The organism is Pelagibius sp. (assembly GCF_965249265.1).
Classification (GTDB): Bacteria; Pseudomonadota; Alphaproteobacteria; order Kiloniellales; family Kiloniellaceae; genus Pelagibius.
Window position 1 is genome coordinate 3,465,578 of the sequence record NZ_OZ252224.1, and the last position, 13,512, is coordinate 3,479,089.

The 13,512-nt window shown below is 63.6% G+C and carries 12 protein-coding genes; 6 read left to right on the plus strand and 6 right to left on the minus strand.

The window, feature by feature from the left end; genetic code table 11:
* Positions 1 to 58: 58 nt before the first annotated feature.
* The 3 genes from ACP146_RS16565 (at position 59) to ACP146_RS16575 (ending at position 3,815) form a co-directional block, all read left to right on the plus strand.
* The gene (locus tag ACP146_RS16565; RefSeq protein WP_422367854.1) at positions 59 to 1,624 is read left to right on the plus strand and encodes an AAA family ATPase; all 1,566 of its coding nucleotides are present in this window, start codon (positions 59 to 61) and stop codon (positions 1,622 to 1,624) included.
* A 266-nt stretch (positions 1,625 to 1,890) separates the two neighbouring features.
* The gene (locus ACP146_RS16570; protein WP_422367855.1) at positions 1,891 to 2,064 is read left to right on the plus strand and encodes a hypothetical protein; all 174 of its coding nucleotides are present in this window, start codon (positions 1,891 to 1,893) and stop codon (positions 2,062 to 2,064) included.
* A gap of 224 nt (positions 2,065 to 2,288) precedes the next feature.
* Entirely contained in the window at positions 2,289 to 3,815 is a 1,527-nt protein-coding gene (locus ACP146_RS16575; protein WP_425032876.1) for a calcium-binding protein, read from the plus strand.
* A 232-nt stretch (positions 3,816 to 4,047) separates the two neighbouring features.
* Here the strand turns inward: ACP146_RS16575 and ACP146_RS16580 are convergent, their stop codons facing one another.
* Entirely contained in the window at positions 4,048 to 5,073 is a 1,026-nt protein-coding gene (locus tag ACP146_RS16580; RefSeq protein ID WP_422367858.1) for a proline racemase family protein, read from the minus strand.
* Entirely contained in the window at positions 5,049 to 5,297 is a 249-nt protein-coding gene (locus tag ACP146_RS16585) for a hypothetical protein (protein WP_422367859.1), read from the minus strand. Before ACP146_RS16585 ends, ACP146_RS16580 begins: the two co-directional genes overlap by 25 nt.
* A 96-nt stretch (positions 5,298 to 5,393) precedes the next feature.
* Here ACP146_RS16585 and ACP146_RS16590 point away from each other — a divergent pair, with 96 nt between their 5' ends.
* Complete coding sequence (locus tag ACP146_RS16590) at positions 5,394 to 5,780, plus strand: VOC family protein (RefSeq protein WP_422367860.1); 387 nt, start codon at positions 5,394 to 5,396, stop codon at positions 5,778 to 5,780.
* A gap of 11 nt (positions 5,781 to 5,791) precedes the next feature.
* Positions 5,792 to 6,187: a VOC family protein gene (locus tag ACP146_RS16595; protein WP_422367861.1), complete on the plus strand. Its 396-nt coding sequence runs from the start codon at positions 5,792 to 5,794 to the stop codon at positions 6,185 to 6,187.
* Here the strand turns inward: ACP146_RS16595 and ACP146_RS16600 are convergent.
* The 4 genes from ACP146_RS16600 to ACP146_RS16615 all read right to left on the minus strand — a co-directional run bounded on the left by ACP146_RS16600 (position 6,184) and on the right by ACP146_RS16615 (position 9,612).
* Positions 6,184 to 6,930, minus strand: a complete 747-nt coding sequence (locus tag ACP146_RS16600) for an MBL fold metallo-hydrolase (protein ID WP_422367862.1) — start codon at positions 6,928 to 6,930, stop codon at positions 6,184 to 6,186. The two genes, ACP146_RS16595 and ACP146_RS16600, sit on opposite strands and share 4 nt — an antisense overlap.
* Positions 6,931 to 7,031: 101 nt before the next feature.
* A complete protein-coding gene (locus tag ACP146_RS16605; protein WP_422367863.1) occupies positions 7,032 to 7,922 on the minus strand; it encodes a sulfurtransferase in 891 nt (296 codons plus the stop codon).
* 138 nt (positions 7,923 to 8,060) lie between these two features.
* Positions 8,061 to 8,888 carry a class I SAM-dependent methyltransferase gene (locus tag ACP146_RS16610; protein WP_422367864.1) on the minus strand — a complete coding sequence of 276 codons (828 nt, stop codon included), beginning with the start codon at positions 8,886 to 8,888 and terminating at the stop codon, positions 8,061 to 8,063.
* Between the two features lie 64 nt (positions 8,889 to 8,952).
* Positions 8,953 to 9,612, minus strand: coding sequence for a peroxiredoxin (locus ACP146_RS16615; RefSeq protein WP_422367865.1), 660 nt, complete (start codon positions 9,610 to 9,612; stop codon positions 8,953 to 8,955).
* Between the two features lie 364 nt (positions 9,613 to 9,976).
* Between ACP146_RS16615 and ACP146_RS16620 the strand changes: the two genes are divergently transcribed.
* Positions 9,977 to 13,480 carry an AAA family ATPase gene (locus ACP146_RS16620; RefSeq protein ID WP_422367866.1) on the plus strand — a complete coding sequence of 1,168 codons (3,504 nt, stop codon included), beginning with the start codon at positions 9,977 to 9,979 and terminating at the stop codon, positions 13,478 to 13,480.
* The last annotated feature ends 32 nt before the right edge of the window (positions 13,481 to 13,512 follow it).

The window sequence follows — 13,512 nt, forward strand, 5'->3', positions numbered from 1 at the left end:
TCTGCAGACCTGAAATCACCATGGTTTGCGACACCGGATGAGCATCTCGGAACCACGCTTGAGCGACACGCCCGAAGGCGCCGATCAGGATTCCGTCCTGCGATTTCTTGGCGATCCATCGGCCTACGGCACAGAGGTTCAGGAAGTCGCCCGTATCGATACGCATGGGGCCATTGTGTTTCTGGCCGGCGATTTCGCCTACAAGATCAAGCGCGCGCTGCGCTATCCCTACATGGATTTTTCGACCCTGGAGAAGCGGCAACAGGCCTGCGCGCGGGAGCTTTCACTGAATGCCCGCACCGCGCCCTCGCTCTACCTGAAGGTCATAGCGGTAACCCGCGGCGAAGACGGTTGCCTGGCGTTGGATGGAGGCGGCACCACGGTGGAGTGGGTGCTGGTCATGAAGCGCTTTCCCCAGGAAGACCTGCTGAGCAACCAGGCAGACCGCAGGCAATTGACCCGAGAGACCATGGTCGAGTTGGCGGAAGTCGTGGCCGAGTTTCACGACACCGCACCGCCGCCGCCCGGCGCGACGGAAGCAGGAAACCCGGCCGGCACGGAGACCTTCGACTGGGTTGTGCGCGAAAACATCGAAGAGCTGACCGACCGACGCGACCTCTTCCCGGCCGGGGACGTCGCGCGGCTGGCCGAACTTTCACTGGCGCAACTGGCCGGGCGGAAGTCCTTACTCGATGCTCGGGCGTCCGCCGGCCAGGTCCGGCTTTGCCATGGCGATCTGCATCTGCGCAACGTGGTCCTGCTCGACGGCCATCCCAGGCTGTTCGACGCCATCGAGTTCAATGACGCGATCGCCTGTATCGATGTGTTCTATGACCTTGCCTTCTTGCTGATGGATCTGGAGCATCGCGGGCTGCGTCCCTTTGCCAATCTGGTGCTCAACCGCTACCTGCAGCATCGCGAGGCGTTGGACGCCCTGCCGCTGCTGCCGCTTTTTCTCTCTGCCCGCGCCTGCGTCAGGGCCAAGGTTGCCGCCAGCCTGGAGAAACTGGCCGGGAAGCCCGCGCAGAAAACCAAAAGGCGGGCCGAGGCTCAGAACTACTTCAGCGAAGCCCTGGCCTTCCTGACCCCGCCACCGCCCCGGCTGGTCGCCGTCGGTGGCCTTTCGGGCAGCGGAAAGACCACCGTCGCAAGCCACCTCGCACCGCGGCTGGGCGCCGCCCCCGGTGCGGTTCACCTGCGCAGCGACATCCTGCGCAAGGCGCTCGCCGGGGTCGGCGAGGAAACCCGCCTGCCGCCGGAAGCCTATAACCCCAAAGCCAATCGAGCCGTCTATGACGACCTGCTTCGAAAAGCGGCAAATGTGCTCGCTGCCGGACACGCGGTCATCGTCGACGCGGTCTTCGCGAGACCCGAAGAACGGGCGGCCTTGGAGCGGGTCGCCCGGGCGAGCGGGTGCACCTTCTCGGGCCTGTGGCTCGAGGCCCGTCCCGCGAATCTTCGATCACGAGTCGAGGGCCGGCGTCACGACGCCTCCGACGCCACCGCCAAAGTGGTCGATCGTCAGTTGGACTATGACCTCGGCCGCCTGACCTGGACCACCATCGATGCGGACGGCACTGTCGAGTCCGTCGTCGAAACAGCGGACCGACATCTCGCGTTGTAACCGAAACAGACAGCCGCCCTTTTGCCGCTTGTTAAGATCCACCGTGATATCGGTTGGACTGCATTGGGGCGAAGCTGCCTTCTTTTGGCTAAGCCAGAGGAGGCAGCCCGCGGTTTCTCTGGGGTTAGTTCCGTTGAACCTTGGCCTTGCCCGGCACGACTAAGAGATAATGCCCGAGAGAGGGTGGAATAAGCGGTCTGCCGGACCGTTATTGGAACAGATGAGCACGGACATAATGCCGTGCCCGAGACGGAGGCTAGGACACCATGACCCTCACATCCGGCACAGCCAAAGACGCGGTTACCATCCAACGCGATCTCGCCGACCTCGCCCTCGAACTGGTCGACAGAGTCGGCGTCGAAGGCGCCATCCGCTACTGCAACAGCCTTGGGTGGCGCGGCGTCCTGGCACAGATCGAGGCCATGCGCGCCCGGCGCTAGAAAGGCTGCATCGGTATTGCTTCAAACGGCAATCCTTCGCGCACTCCGGTCAAATCGCATCGTTATTTCTTATAGATATCAATATGATAAAGGTCCGTCGCAATATCGGCGGCGTTTACGATAATTCCTAAAGGCTCGTTAAGGCTTGTTTGTTATATTACTCGTCCGCACTGAAGCCGCGTCCCTTGCCGGGGCGCGGCCGATCGGCATTTTAGGAGCAGACGATGGCAACGAAGAATAGCCAGGACGGCATCCCTTCGAACCAGCCTGAAGAGTCGGGCGAAGCGCTGGGCAAGCAGGACACGACCGTGATCAACCCGCCCCCGCCGGGTGAAGAAATCGCCGTCTTTGTCGGTGACAGCGCCAACCTGCAGTTCCGCTTTGAGCCCACGGCAATCCAGGTTGCCCAGGTCGACGGCGATCTGCTTCTGCGCTTTCCCAACGACGGCCAGGTTGCGCCGCGCAGCTTCGATGAAGAAAACGGCGACGCACCTCAGATCGTCCTTCCCGACGGCACGCCGATCGACGGCGACGATCTGTTGCAGCAGTTGCAGACCCTGCCCCCCCTCGAGACTGCTGCGGGCCCCGAGGGCAATGGCGGCAACCCCTCGACCGGCGGCGGTGGAACCTCGGTCTACCAGAGTGACTTCGGCAACCTGCTTTTCAGCCTCACCGGCAACACGGGCGGCGGCGGCGTCGAAGATGTCGCAGCCGACGGCAACGCGGGTGTTTCAACCCCCGGCGCGCCCACGCCACCTGCGGAGGGGTCCGACGAAACGCGGACCACCGAGGAAGCTTTCCTGGCCCTGCGCAGCGGTGATCCGGGACCGACATCCCAGGGACAGCCAGCGGTTTTCGTGCCTCCGGTCAATCCGGTCGGCCCCGGCGCGGATCAGGCACTTTTCAGCAGGTTTGCAGATAACGTCGACCTGAACGCCATCGACGTCGGCGGCTATCAGGACGGCACGCAATACGACGCCGGCAGAGGCAATGACTCCGTTGTCTTACCCGGTAACGCCCGCGAGGCGCTGGAAGCCGGCTTTGCCGAGGGCACGCTTTTCGATGCCGGAAGAGGCAACGATCTGGTGACCGGCGGCAGCCTTGCCGACCTCGTCGATGGCGACCGGGGCCATGACACCCTGCTCGGCGGCGCAGGGGACGACACCCTGCTCGGCGGTAACAACAACGACAGCCTCGTCGGCGGTGCCGATGACGATCTGCTGGACGGTGGCAGGAACAACGACATTCTGATCGGCGGCGCCGGTGATGACACCCTCCTCGGCGGCCATGGCCGCGACACCCTGGAGGGCGACGACGGCCGGGACCTGCTGTCCGGCGGCGGCGGGCGCGATACCCTGGAGGGTGGTGACGGTCAGGACACCCTGCTTGGCGGCAACGGCCGCGACACCCTGGAAGGCGGCCTTGGCAACGACGTGATGGAGGGCGGCAACGGCCGCGACGTTTTCTCTTTCTCGCTTGCCGAGAACCAGGGCGACGACCTGATCCTCGACTTCAACACCGGCAACGGCGGCGACCGCCTGGAGCTGACCGACCTGCTCGACGTCAACGGCGACAACGATACGAACATCGCCGATCTGGATGCCGGCGGTCACACGGTCAGCGGCACGGCGGATTCGATTGTCATCACCTTCGAACAGGGCGGCAGCCTGACCCTGGATGGGCTCGACGGCAGCAGTGTCGACTCCTTCCAGGACTTGCTGGACATCAAGGTGAACATCGACATTTCTTAGTCCTGTCGCTCATGAAGGGACCGGGCCGCTTCGACTCTTTTTCGCCGCTGCGGGCTAATCGGGCTACCTCTTCTGTACGGCTTGTGATGCGCGGGTGACCCAGGCAGGGTGTCCCTGCGCCGAACATCGATGCACCCCATCGAAGCCCACTTCGGCGCAACCGATTTTGCCTGACACTCCCTGTTACGAAACTTCCCCGGCGCCAGTCGCCGGGGACTTCTTTTCTACCGCCCTACAAGAGAAACCCTTCGCCCAAGGGATCGTCAGGTTCAAGTGTGAAGCAGGCTTCGCCGCTGTAGTGGGCCTTGCCGGAAACCTCGACCACGACGGCGCGGTGGTGACCGACCGCCGTTTCCTCCACCGCTGTGGCGGTGAAGACGGCGCCGGTGATGCTCTCGAAAGCGCGGGGCTGGCCGAGAGCGACCTCACCGCGGGTCCACTGCACGGCGATGCGGGCGGTCACGCCGGAGCCGGTGGGGCTGCGGTCGACCTGGCGGCCGGCGAAGACACAGACGTTGCGGCTTGCCGCTTCCTCGAAGGCATCGCGGCCGTCGGTGAAGATGGTGCCATAGAGAAAACCGAGATCGGAATCATCGGGGTGCTCGAGCGGAATCTGCGCCGCGGCTGCCCGGGTAATCGCCTCCCCTGCGTCTCTCAATGCCCGCAGCGAACCCGCATCAAGTTCCAGACCAATGCCGTCGGCTGCCAGCACGGCATAGAAGGCTCCGCCATAAGCGATGTCCAGTTCCACGGGGCCCCAGTCCGGCGTTGCTACCATCGCCTGGCGGGCAAAGGCGAAAGCCGGCACCGAGCGGAAGCGCACTGCCCCTGCCCTGCCGTTTTCCACAGCCACCACGGCGCGCACGAGGCCGCAGGGGCATTGGATGTTGACGACGGTTTCCGGTTCCCGCGCCGGGACCCGGCCGCTGTCGACAGCCCAGCGGCCGAGCGCGATGACCGCATGGCCGCACATGGTGGAATAGCCTTCGTTGTGCAGGAACAGGACGGCGAAATCCGCCTCCGGATGGTCAGGCTCGACAATGACCGCGCCATACATGTCCGCATGGCCGCGCGGCTCATACATCAGGAGGCGGCGCAGCGCGTCGTGATGGGTCAGCGCGTCGCGGCGTTTGTCCAGAAGGCTGTGGCCGGCAAGCGCCGGATATCCCGCCGTGACAATGCGCACCGGCTCGCCACCGGTGTGCATCTCGACCGTGGTGATCTTCCGTTCCGCTAGTAGAACAGGCTCAGCGGCCATGCCTTCCTCTGCTCAACCTTTACCGGTTCGTCATAAAACCCGACGCGGCGGTTCTCTTCATCCGGCAGGGCCTGCGCATGGCAATCGACCTCGGCAAGGGTGCGGTAGCAGTCGCGCTCTGCATAGGTCAGGCGTGGCGGCGGATCGGCCGCGCAGGCGGTCAAGACCGCCATAAGGGGCAGGCCGAGAAAGACAAGACGAAAGCCGGGAATTGCCCGTTGCATGATTTCACCTCCCTTGTTACGCCATTAGGGCAGGCGCAACGCGGATCAGCATAGCCCCGCCATCGCCCCATACAAAGCCGCAAAGGAACCGCCGCAATGGCCGATCGTCTGTTAACCAACATCATGGTCGAAAACCTTGGCGCAAGCGCCGATTTCTACGCCGGCCTGCTCGACCTGAAACGGCATTTCGAGAGCGATTGGTATGTGATTCTGACGGATCAGGCGGCCCAGAGCTTCGAGCTCGGGCTGATCGAACGGAACAGTAAGCTGATCCCTGAGAGCCATCGCGGCAAGCCCGCTGGAGCCTATTTGACTTTCGTCGTCCCGGACGCCGATGCGGTCTATCAGCGCGCGCTTGAGCAGGGTTGCAAGATACTACAGAAGCCACGCGACGAGTTTTACGGGCAGCGACGCTTCCTGACCCTCGACCCGGACGGCCTTATGATCGATGTATCTTCACCCACCGCCCCACCGCAGCAGTAAGGCCGGGTATCATGAAAGACTCAGAAAACAGCGCTTTGTTGCGGGCAACACCGGTATTGAAAACCGGCGACTACCAGCGCGCCCGCACATTCTATACCGATGTCCTGGGCTTTCGGCTGCTCGAAGAAGGCGGCGATCCGCCGCGCTTCGGGATTTTCGAAAAGGACAAGGCCACCATCTTTGTGGACGGCTGGCACGGCGCACCAAAGCCTTCTGACGGCGGTTGGGTTGCCTACTTCCACACCAAGGATGTCGACGCGCTTCATCTTTTCTTCGCCGCAGTGGGCACGCCCATCACCCGGGCGCTTGAAGACACGAGCTACGGGATGCGCGAGTTCGAGATAACCGACCCCGACGGCAACATCCTCTGCTTCGGCGCTGACTCCGGAGCCAGCGCGGAAGGCTAAAGCCCCGAAAAGGGAACCAGCGCCGCCCTGTCTCTGGCCGTCAAGTTCTCCCCTCCGCCGGGAGGCATGCCAAGCGCGATATTGGATGGCACGGCCTCTGCCATCAGTTTCGGCGGCGCCAGCTTCAAGTTCGCCATGATTTCCACATACTCGTCGCTGGAAGCGGCTTGAAGGCGGGGGTTGAGCGCCTTCTCCTCGCCGATGCTGCTGACCCAGCGCCCCTTATAATCATGACCCGGATAGACCAGGGTTTCATCCGGCATAATCAGGAGGCGTTCGAAGAGCGAGTCATACTGGGCGGCGGCGTCACCGCCCTGAAAATCTGTCCGACCGGTCGCGCCGATCAGCAGCGTATCGCCGGTGAACACCCGGTCCCGCATCACCAGGCAATGCGAGTCCGGCGTATGGCCCGGCGTATGCACCGCCCGCAAAACCAAGTCTCCAAGCTTTATCAGGTCGCCGTCGCGCAGTCTGACGTCGACCAGCTTGCAACGGCTCTGCTCGCCCATCACCGTCAGACAGCCGGTGGTCCGCCGCAGTTCGCCGAGGCCGGTGATGTGATCGGCATGGAGATGGGTGTCTACGGCCTGGACCAGCTTCAGATTGTACTCGCTCAACAGGGCCAGATACTGCGGCACCAGTTCACGGACCGGATCGATCAGGATCGCCTCCCGGCCATATTGGTTGCCGATGAGGTAGGTATAGCTACAGGACGTCGGGTCGAAGATCTGACGGAAAATCAATCTTGCCTCCGCTTCATTAAACGCGGCGAGCCAGGCAACCTCTCCGGCCAAGGTACACGGGGGGACACCGTACAATGGAGAGGTCGCCTGATCGCCACGCGTCAGCCGCCGGTGGTGACGGCCGACTTCGGAAGATCCTCCGCAGCGCCCCACTCCGCCCAGGAACGGTCGTAGCTGCGAACCCGGGGGAAGCCGAGCAGACGCAGGGCAAAGTACGAATGCGCCGCGGCCTTGCCGTTCTGGCAGTGAACGGCGACGTTCTTGTCCCGGGTCACGCCCAGGCCGGCAAAGTGCTTCAACAGTGCCGAGGCCGGCTTCATCGTGCCGTCGGCGGCCAGATTCTGCTTCCAGGGAATGGACTTGGCCCAGGGGATGTGACCGGCTTCGTAGAGCTTCGACGGCCGCACGTCGATCACCACCACCGAGTCGTCATCCTGGCGGTCCAACAGCCAGTCCGCCGTCGCCAGACGCCGGGGGGTCGGCGTATAGGCAAAAGCCCGGGCGGTCACCTGGGGAACCTCCTTGGTAACAGACCGCTTTTCCGCGACCCACTTCGGAAACCCGCCGTTCAACACGCTGGCCTGGCGGTGGCCGAAATACTCGACCATCCAAAACAGCCGGGCTGCGTGGAAGCCGCCCTTGTCGTCGTAGAAAACGACCGGCGTGTCTTTATCGATCCCGCGCTCGCCAAGCATCCGAACCAGGGTTTCGTGAGGCAGCAGATCGCCGGAAACGTGGCTGTCGGCATCGATAACATCGTCGGCACCCAGATGAACGGCACCTGGGATATGCCCCTCATCGTAAGCCTCCCTCGGGCGCACATCGACGATATTGACGGCTCCCGTCTCCATCATCACCCGAAGGCCCTCGGTATCGGTCAGAAGATCATTGTTGGCATAGCCCTGGTCGGCCGCATGGCTGGCGCAGGCGGTCAGCCCTGCCAATGCCAGGGGCGCCAGAAAGCGACTGAGCCTGAAACTGAATATGGTCATCGTATACTTCCTCTTCGTCAAAATGAGGCGGCCTGAGCGGCCGCCGGCTCGTCAATAAAAGGGGGAGCGTCTTGCCGTCGCCCCACCACTCTTGCATTCCGCTGCGCCCTTCCTGGGCCCTGCGGCAAGGACCCCGGCCTAGGCCTGGGCCTTGCGGGCTCTGGCAAACAAAACCGAGGTATCGAAGGATGTGACGTTGTTGTCCTCGACCCAGGCGACGCTTGCCCGGCACAGGCTTTCCGCCTCTGCCTGCAGCATCTGATCGACCGTCCAGCAAAGACCGGAGCCCAGCACGACGGTCCACCAGTCCTCGGCATCGGCCAGTTCCTGGCGGTCCGGGTGATCTTCGATCTCGATGTTCGACAGACCGCCGGCCTTCAGCACCCGGTGAAAGCTGTCGCGATTATCGATCCGCTCCCAGGGGTTGAAGGCACGGCGCAGGTCGGGGCGCAGCCGCGCGACCTCGTCCCAGAAGGGTTCCACGCAAGGCGCCAGGAAACTCGCCTTCCAGGAGGTGATGGCCAGTTGCCCACCCGGACGCAGCATGCGCCAAAGCTCGGCTATCTGGCGTTCCATGTCGGGAACGAAGAAGATCGAAAAGACGCTGACCACCGCATCGAAGTGCATGTCGGGGAAGCCGAGGCCGGTCATATCCCCGCGGCGGAACTGGATATTCGTCAGACCTCTCTTCTCCGCGGCCCGGCGGCCCTGGGCCAGCATGTTCTCGGCCAGGTCCACGGCGATGATCCGCCCGCGCGGGCCGACACGCTCGGCCGCCGGGATCGCCGAAGCGCCGGTACCGCAGCCGACGTCGAGCACGCTGGCGCCGGGTGCCAGATCAAGCCGATCGACGGTTCCCTGGCCGTGGCGTGCCCAAAAGCCGTTGGAACCCGCATCAAAGAGATCGGCGGCTGAGTTATAGGTGGCCTCGGCCTTCGCCTTGGCCGCTTCCAAGTCGCTTTGCATTGTCGTGAACTTCCTTTGGTCCGCCTGGCGGCGACTTCCCTGCCCGACCGGGCCGAACAGAGGGTCAATCCGGCTGGGCGACAATCCGCAGATAGGGGCGCGGCGCCCGCCAGCCGTCGGGGAACTTCTTGCGGGCCTCTTCATCCTTCAACGCCGGAACGATGATCACGTCTTCGCCTTGCTTCCAGTTCACCGGCGTGGCGACGGAATGATTGGCGGTGAGCTGCAGCGAGTCGATGACTCTGAGGATTTCGTCGAAGTTCCGGCCGGTGCTCATGGGATAGACGACCATCAGCTTGATCTTCTTGTCCGGCCCGATGACGTAAACCGTCCGCACCGTGGCGTTGTCGATCGCCGTACGGCCGTTGGCGGTATCACCGGCCGTGGCCGGCAACATGCCGTAGAGCTTGGCGACCTTCAGGTCGGCATCGCCGATCAGGGGGAAGTTGGGAGCGTAGCCCTGGGTTTCCTCGATATCGGCGGCCCAGCGCTCATGATCCTCGATCGGATCGACACTGAGACCCACCACCTTCACGTTGCGCTTCTCGAACTCCGGCTTCAGCTTGGCCATGTAGCCCAGTTCGGTGGTGCAGACGGGCGTGAAGTCCTTTGGATGTGAAAACAGCACCGCCCAGCTGTCGCCGATCCAGTCGTGAAAGCTGATCGACCCCTCGGTGGTTTGCGCGGTGAAGTCGGGGGCGGTTTGGTTAAGCTGTAACGCCATTATTATACCTCTTTCTTGTAAGCTTCTGGTCATTGAAATAGCTGGGAAAATCCGTCAGCCGGTGGCGCCCTTGGGCTACGGCTGGGCTCCGGCCTTCCATTCGGCGCGACGCTAATCGTCACGGCGCGGCGAAGACCTGAAGAAAAGAAAAGAAATATGTGAAACTTCCATCCACGGCCGGCCGGGCGCCCCGGCGCGCGTGATCGCTCTCACGAAGATGTGATCCGGGGCGGGTCTTCAGTGTCAAAGCGAAATGCGACTGAAACAAAGCCTCATCATGATCCCGGACCCATTACGGAATGTGGGAGCGCTCCCTGGGTAGGCGCTAGGAAGGGGTGAGCGTTCAGTGGGAGTGGGAGTACGCGTGGGAGAGCGATCAAACTTAGCAAGGCTGTCGGCCCCGGCAGCTTCCTTTCAGGTAGGTGACTGGCAGATAGACCCGGCAACCAGGCGATTCAGCCGGGGCGACGAGGCACGGCGGGTCTCGCCGAAAGCCGCTTTGGTCCTGACGATCCTGGCGGAGGCCCGGGGAGCTGTTGTGCCCCGCGAACACCTGCTGGACCAGGTTTGGCCCGAAGTGACGGTCGGCGAGGAAGTGCTTACCCAGGCCATCGCCGAGCTGCGCCGCGCCTTCAATGACTCTGCGCGCAGGCCGCGCTACATCGAAACCGTGCCCAAAGCCGGCTATCGGCTGTTGCCGGCGCTTCAACAGGCGACCCCCGATACCCCAGAGCCGAGGCAGCCGGATGACCCGGCCCCACCATCGGACGAGCCGGCAATCTTCGTCCTCGGGCGCGAGCACAAGCAAGTGACAGTTCTGGATTGCGCGATCAGCGACGCGGCCGCCCTGGCCGCACGGCTGGACGCGGAGGCGATGGCGGACAGCATCGACCATCTGCATCACATCGCCCGAGAGGTCATCGGCCGCTACGACGGTACCGTGGCGCAGTGGCTCGGCGACGGTCTGGTCGCACTCTTTGGCGCGCCGCGGGCGCTGGAGGATCATTCCCGCTCCGCTATCGGCGCGGCACGTGAGCTGATGCGCCGCTTTGAAGCAGAGTCGATACCGCTGTTCAACGGTACCGAGAAGCTGCGGCTCTCCGTGGGCATTCATACCGGGCCGGCCGTTGTCGGCCTCCGTGAAGCGGGCTCGCAGGAAATCTTCACCGCCATTGGGGTGACGACCGAGACGGCCAAGCAACTGCGGATCGGCGCCCCCGCCGGTGTGTTGCTGGCCAGTGCCGAGACCTGCACTATGGTTGGCTCGGAGATCATCTCCAGCCGCTTCGGCCTTGGAGAGGATGCGGTGAGGGCCTTTCAGGTCCACGCCTTCACCGACCGCCGGTCAGGCGTGCCGCGGCGCGGCCAGCCCTTTTTGAGCAAGTTTGTCGGCCGGGAACGGGAACTGGACATGCTGCTCGCGCGCATCGGTTCCCTCTCCTTGAGCGGGGGACAGGTCATCAACGTGACCGGCGATCCGGGGATCGGCAAGTCGCGGCTCACCTCGGAGCTGGAAACAACCCTCGCCGATACCGAGGTCCGGGTCCTGCGTGCCCATTGCCTGCCGCATGGCCGAAGCAGCCCCTACCTTCCGCTCGCCCGCCTGCTACAGGAAATCTGCACCAAGGACTCCGGCGTCGAGAACAGGACGCTGGCCGAGCGCCTTTCCAAGAAGTTGGGCGAGGTCGGTGTGGAGCAGACGGAAACGGAGCCGCTGCTGCTGCAAATCCTGGGCCTGCCCGTTGACAGCAGGATTGCCGACAGCCTTGCCGCCGAGCAGAAACAGCAACTTATTTTCGAAGGCTTGCACCGATTGGTGGCCAAGGCGGCGGAACGGTCGCCCCTGGTCCTGCTGATCGAGGATCTTCATTGGATCGACGCGACCTCCGAGGCGTGGCTGAAGGAACAGACAATGCGCCTGACCGGCAAGTCCGTGCTCATGCTCGTGACCCATCGGCCGGGATATCATGCCCCATGGCAAAGCCACTCGACGGCGACTCAGATCGCGCTCCCGGTGCTCGACCCGGCGGACAGCAGTGCATTGATCCGCTCGGTTCCCCGCAAGTCGGCGCTGCCTCCGGACGCCCTCGCGGGCGTCGTCTCGCGGGCCCAGGGCAACCCCTTTTTTCTGGAGGAACTGGCATTCACCTACCCGGGTGAGTCAACAGAGACCCGCAGCATTCCCGACACCGTACAGGCCGTCATTGCCGCCAGGATCGACCGCCTGCCGAACCTCGACAAGCATCTCCTGCAAATCGCGGCTGTGATCGGTGCCCGCATTCCCCTGAAGCTTCTGGAGAAGGTCGACAGGCTGGACCCCTCATCGCGTCGCGAGGCTCTGCAACGCCTTCAGCAGACCGAACTGCTCTACCAGCGTCATGGCGCGCCCGACCACATCTTCGCCTTTAAGCACGCCCTGACCCAGGATGTCGCCTACCTCGGACTGGTCGCCAAGGCGCGCCGCAAGCTGCACCTGGACATTGCCGAAGCATTGAGAAATGACTTCGCCGATCTCGTCGATCAGCGTCCGGAAATTCTCGCCCGCCATTTGACCGAAGCCGGCAGGACCTTGGAGGCCGTCACCCATTGGCATGCCGCAGGGCGCAAGGCGGCGGCCAAGGCCACCGGCGTCGAGGCGGTCGCACACTATGAGACAGCGATCGAGCTGATCGACCGACAACCATCGGACAACAGCCTGGCGGAAGCCAAGCTGGCGATCCTCATCGATCTCGGTGCCGTCCTGCAGAACCTCAAGGGTGCGGGCGCTCCGGCGGTTGGCGAGGTCTATCGTCAGGCCCGTGAAATCAGCGGCGGCATCGCCGAGGCGCGGGAGGGTTTCGTCGCCCTCTGGGGCCTTTGGCACTATACGGTCATGAACGCGCGGTTCCAGTCGTCGGAAAATCTGGCCGACGAGTTACTCGATCTGGCAGGTAAGGACCCGGACGTGGAGCTGAACTTCCACGCCCATCAGGCGATCTGGACGACGGCCCGCTTCACGGGCTCGCTGGCGCAGGCAATGGCCCATACCGAAGCCGGCATGGCCCTCGCCGATCAGAGCTTCCACACCGCGCCGCACTACCTGTTCGGCGGTCACGATCCGATCTGTTGCGCCCGGGGCACCCGGGCCATCGTCTTGGGGCTCCAGGGCGCGCTTGATTCGGCGGTCAGTGAGATGACGGCCACGATTGCTTTGGCCGAAAGCCTGAATCACCGGCCCAGCCTTGCCAGCGCCTATCTGAATGCGACCGACCTCTATCTTGCCGCCCGAGACCGGCCGGCGCTGAAGGCTGTCGCTGCAGAGCTGCGCCGACTGGGCGAAGAACTCGGGTTTGCCATGCACGCCAACATCGGCCGTTTCTCCCTGGCCTGGTGCCGTTTCAAAGAAAGTGGCGAGCGCGAGGCGCTCAACGAGATGCGCCGCGTCCTCGATCTCACCAAGCGCAGCGGCGGCACGGCGCGGGAGCCCTATCACTATGCGCTTTTCGCGGAATGCCTCTCCGAAGCGGGCCTTCACAACGAGGCTCGCTGCGTGATCAACGAGGTGTTTGAGGAAATCAGTGAGCGGCGGCAGCATCACTGGGCCAAGAGCGAGGCGCACCGGATGTTGGGCGAGATCCTTTTGAACGCCGCTTGCGGCCAGGACGCCTTTGCCGAACACCACTTTCTCGAAGCCCGCAAGATCGCCGTGGCACAGGGCGCCTTGTCCCTGGAACTGCGCGCCGCCTGCAGCCAGGCAAAGCTGTGGCAGAAGAAAGGAAAAGCGGCGCCGGCGGGCGAACTTCTAGAAGGCGTTTACAGACGCTTTACCGAAGGCTTCGACAGCGTCGATCTGGCCTACGCGCGCGGGCTGATCGGCCTGAAGAACTGATCGGCCTGAAGAACTAGTCGTCCGGCAGATCC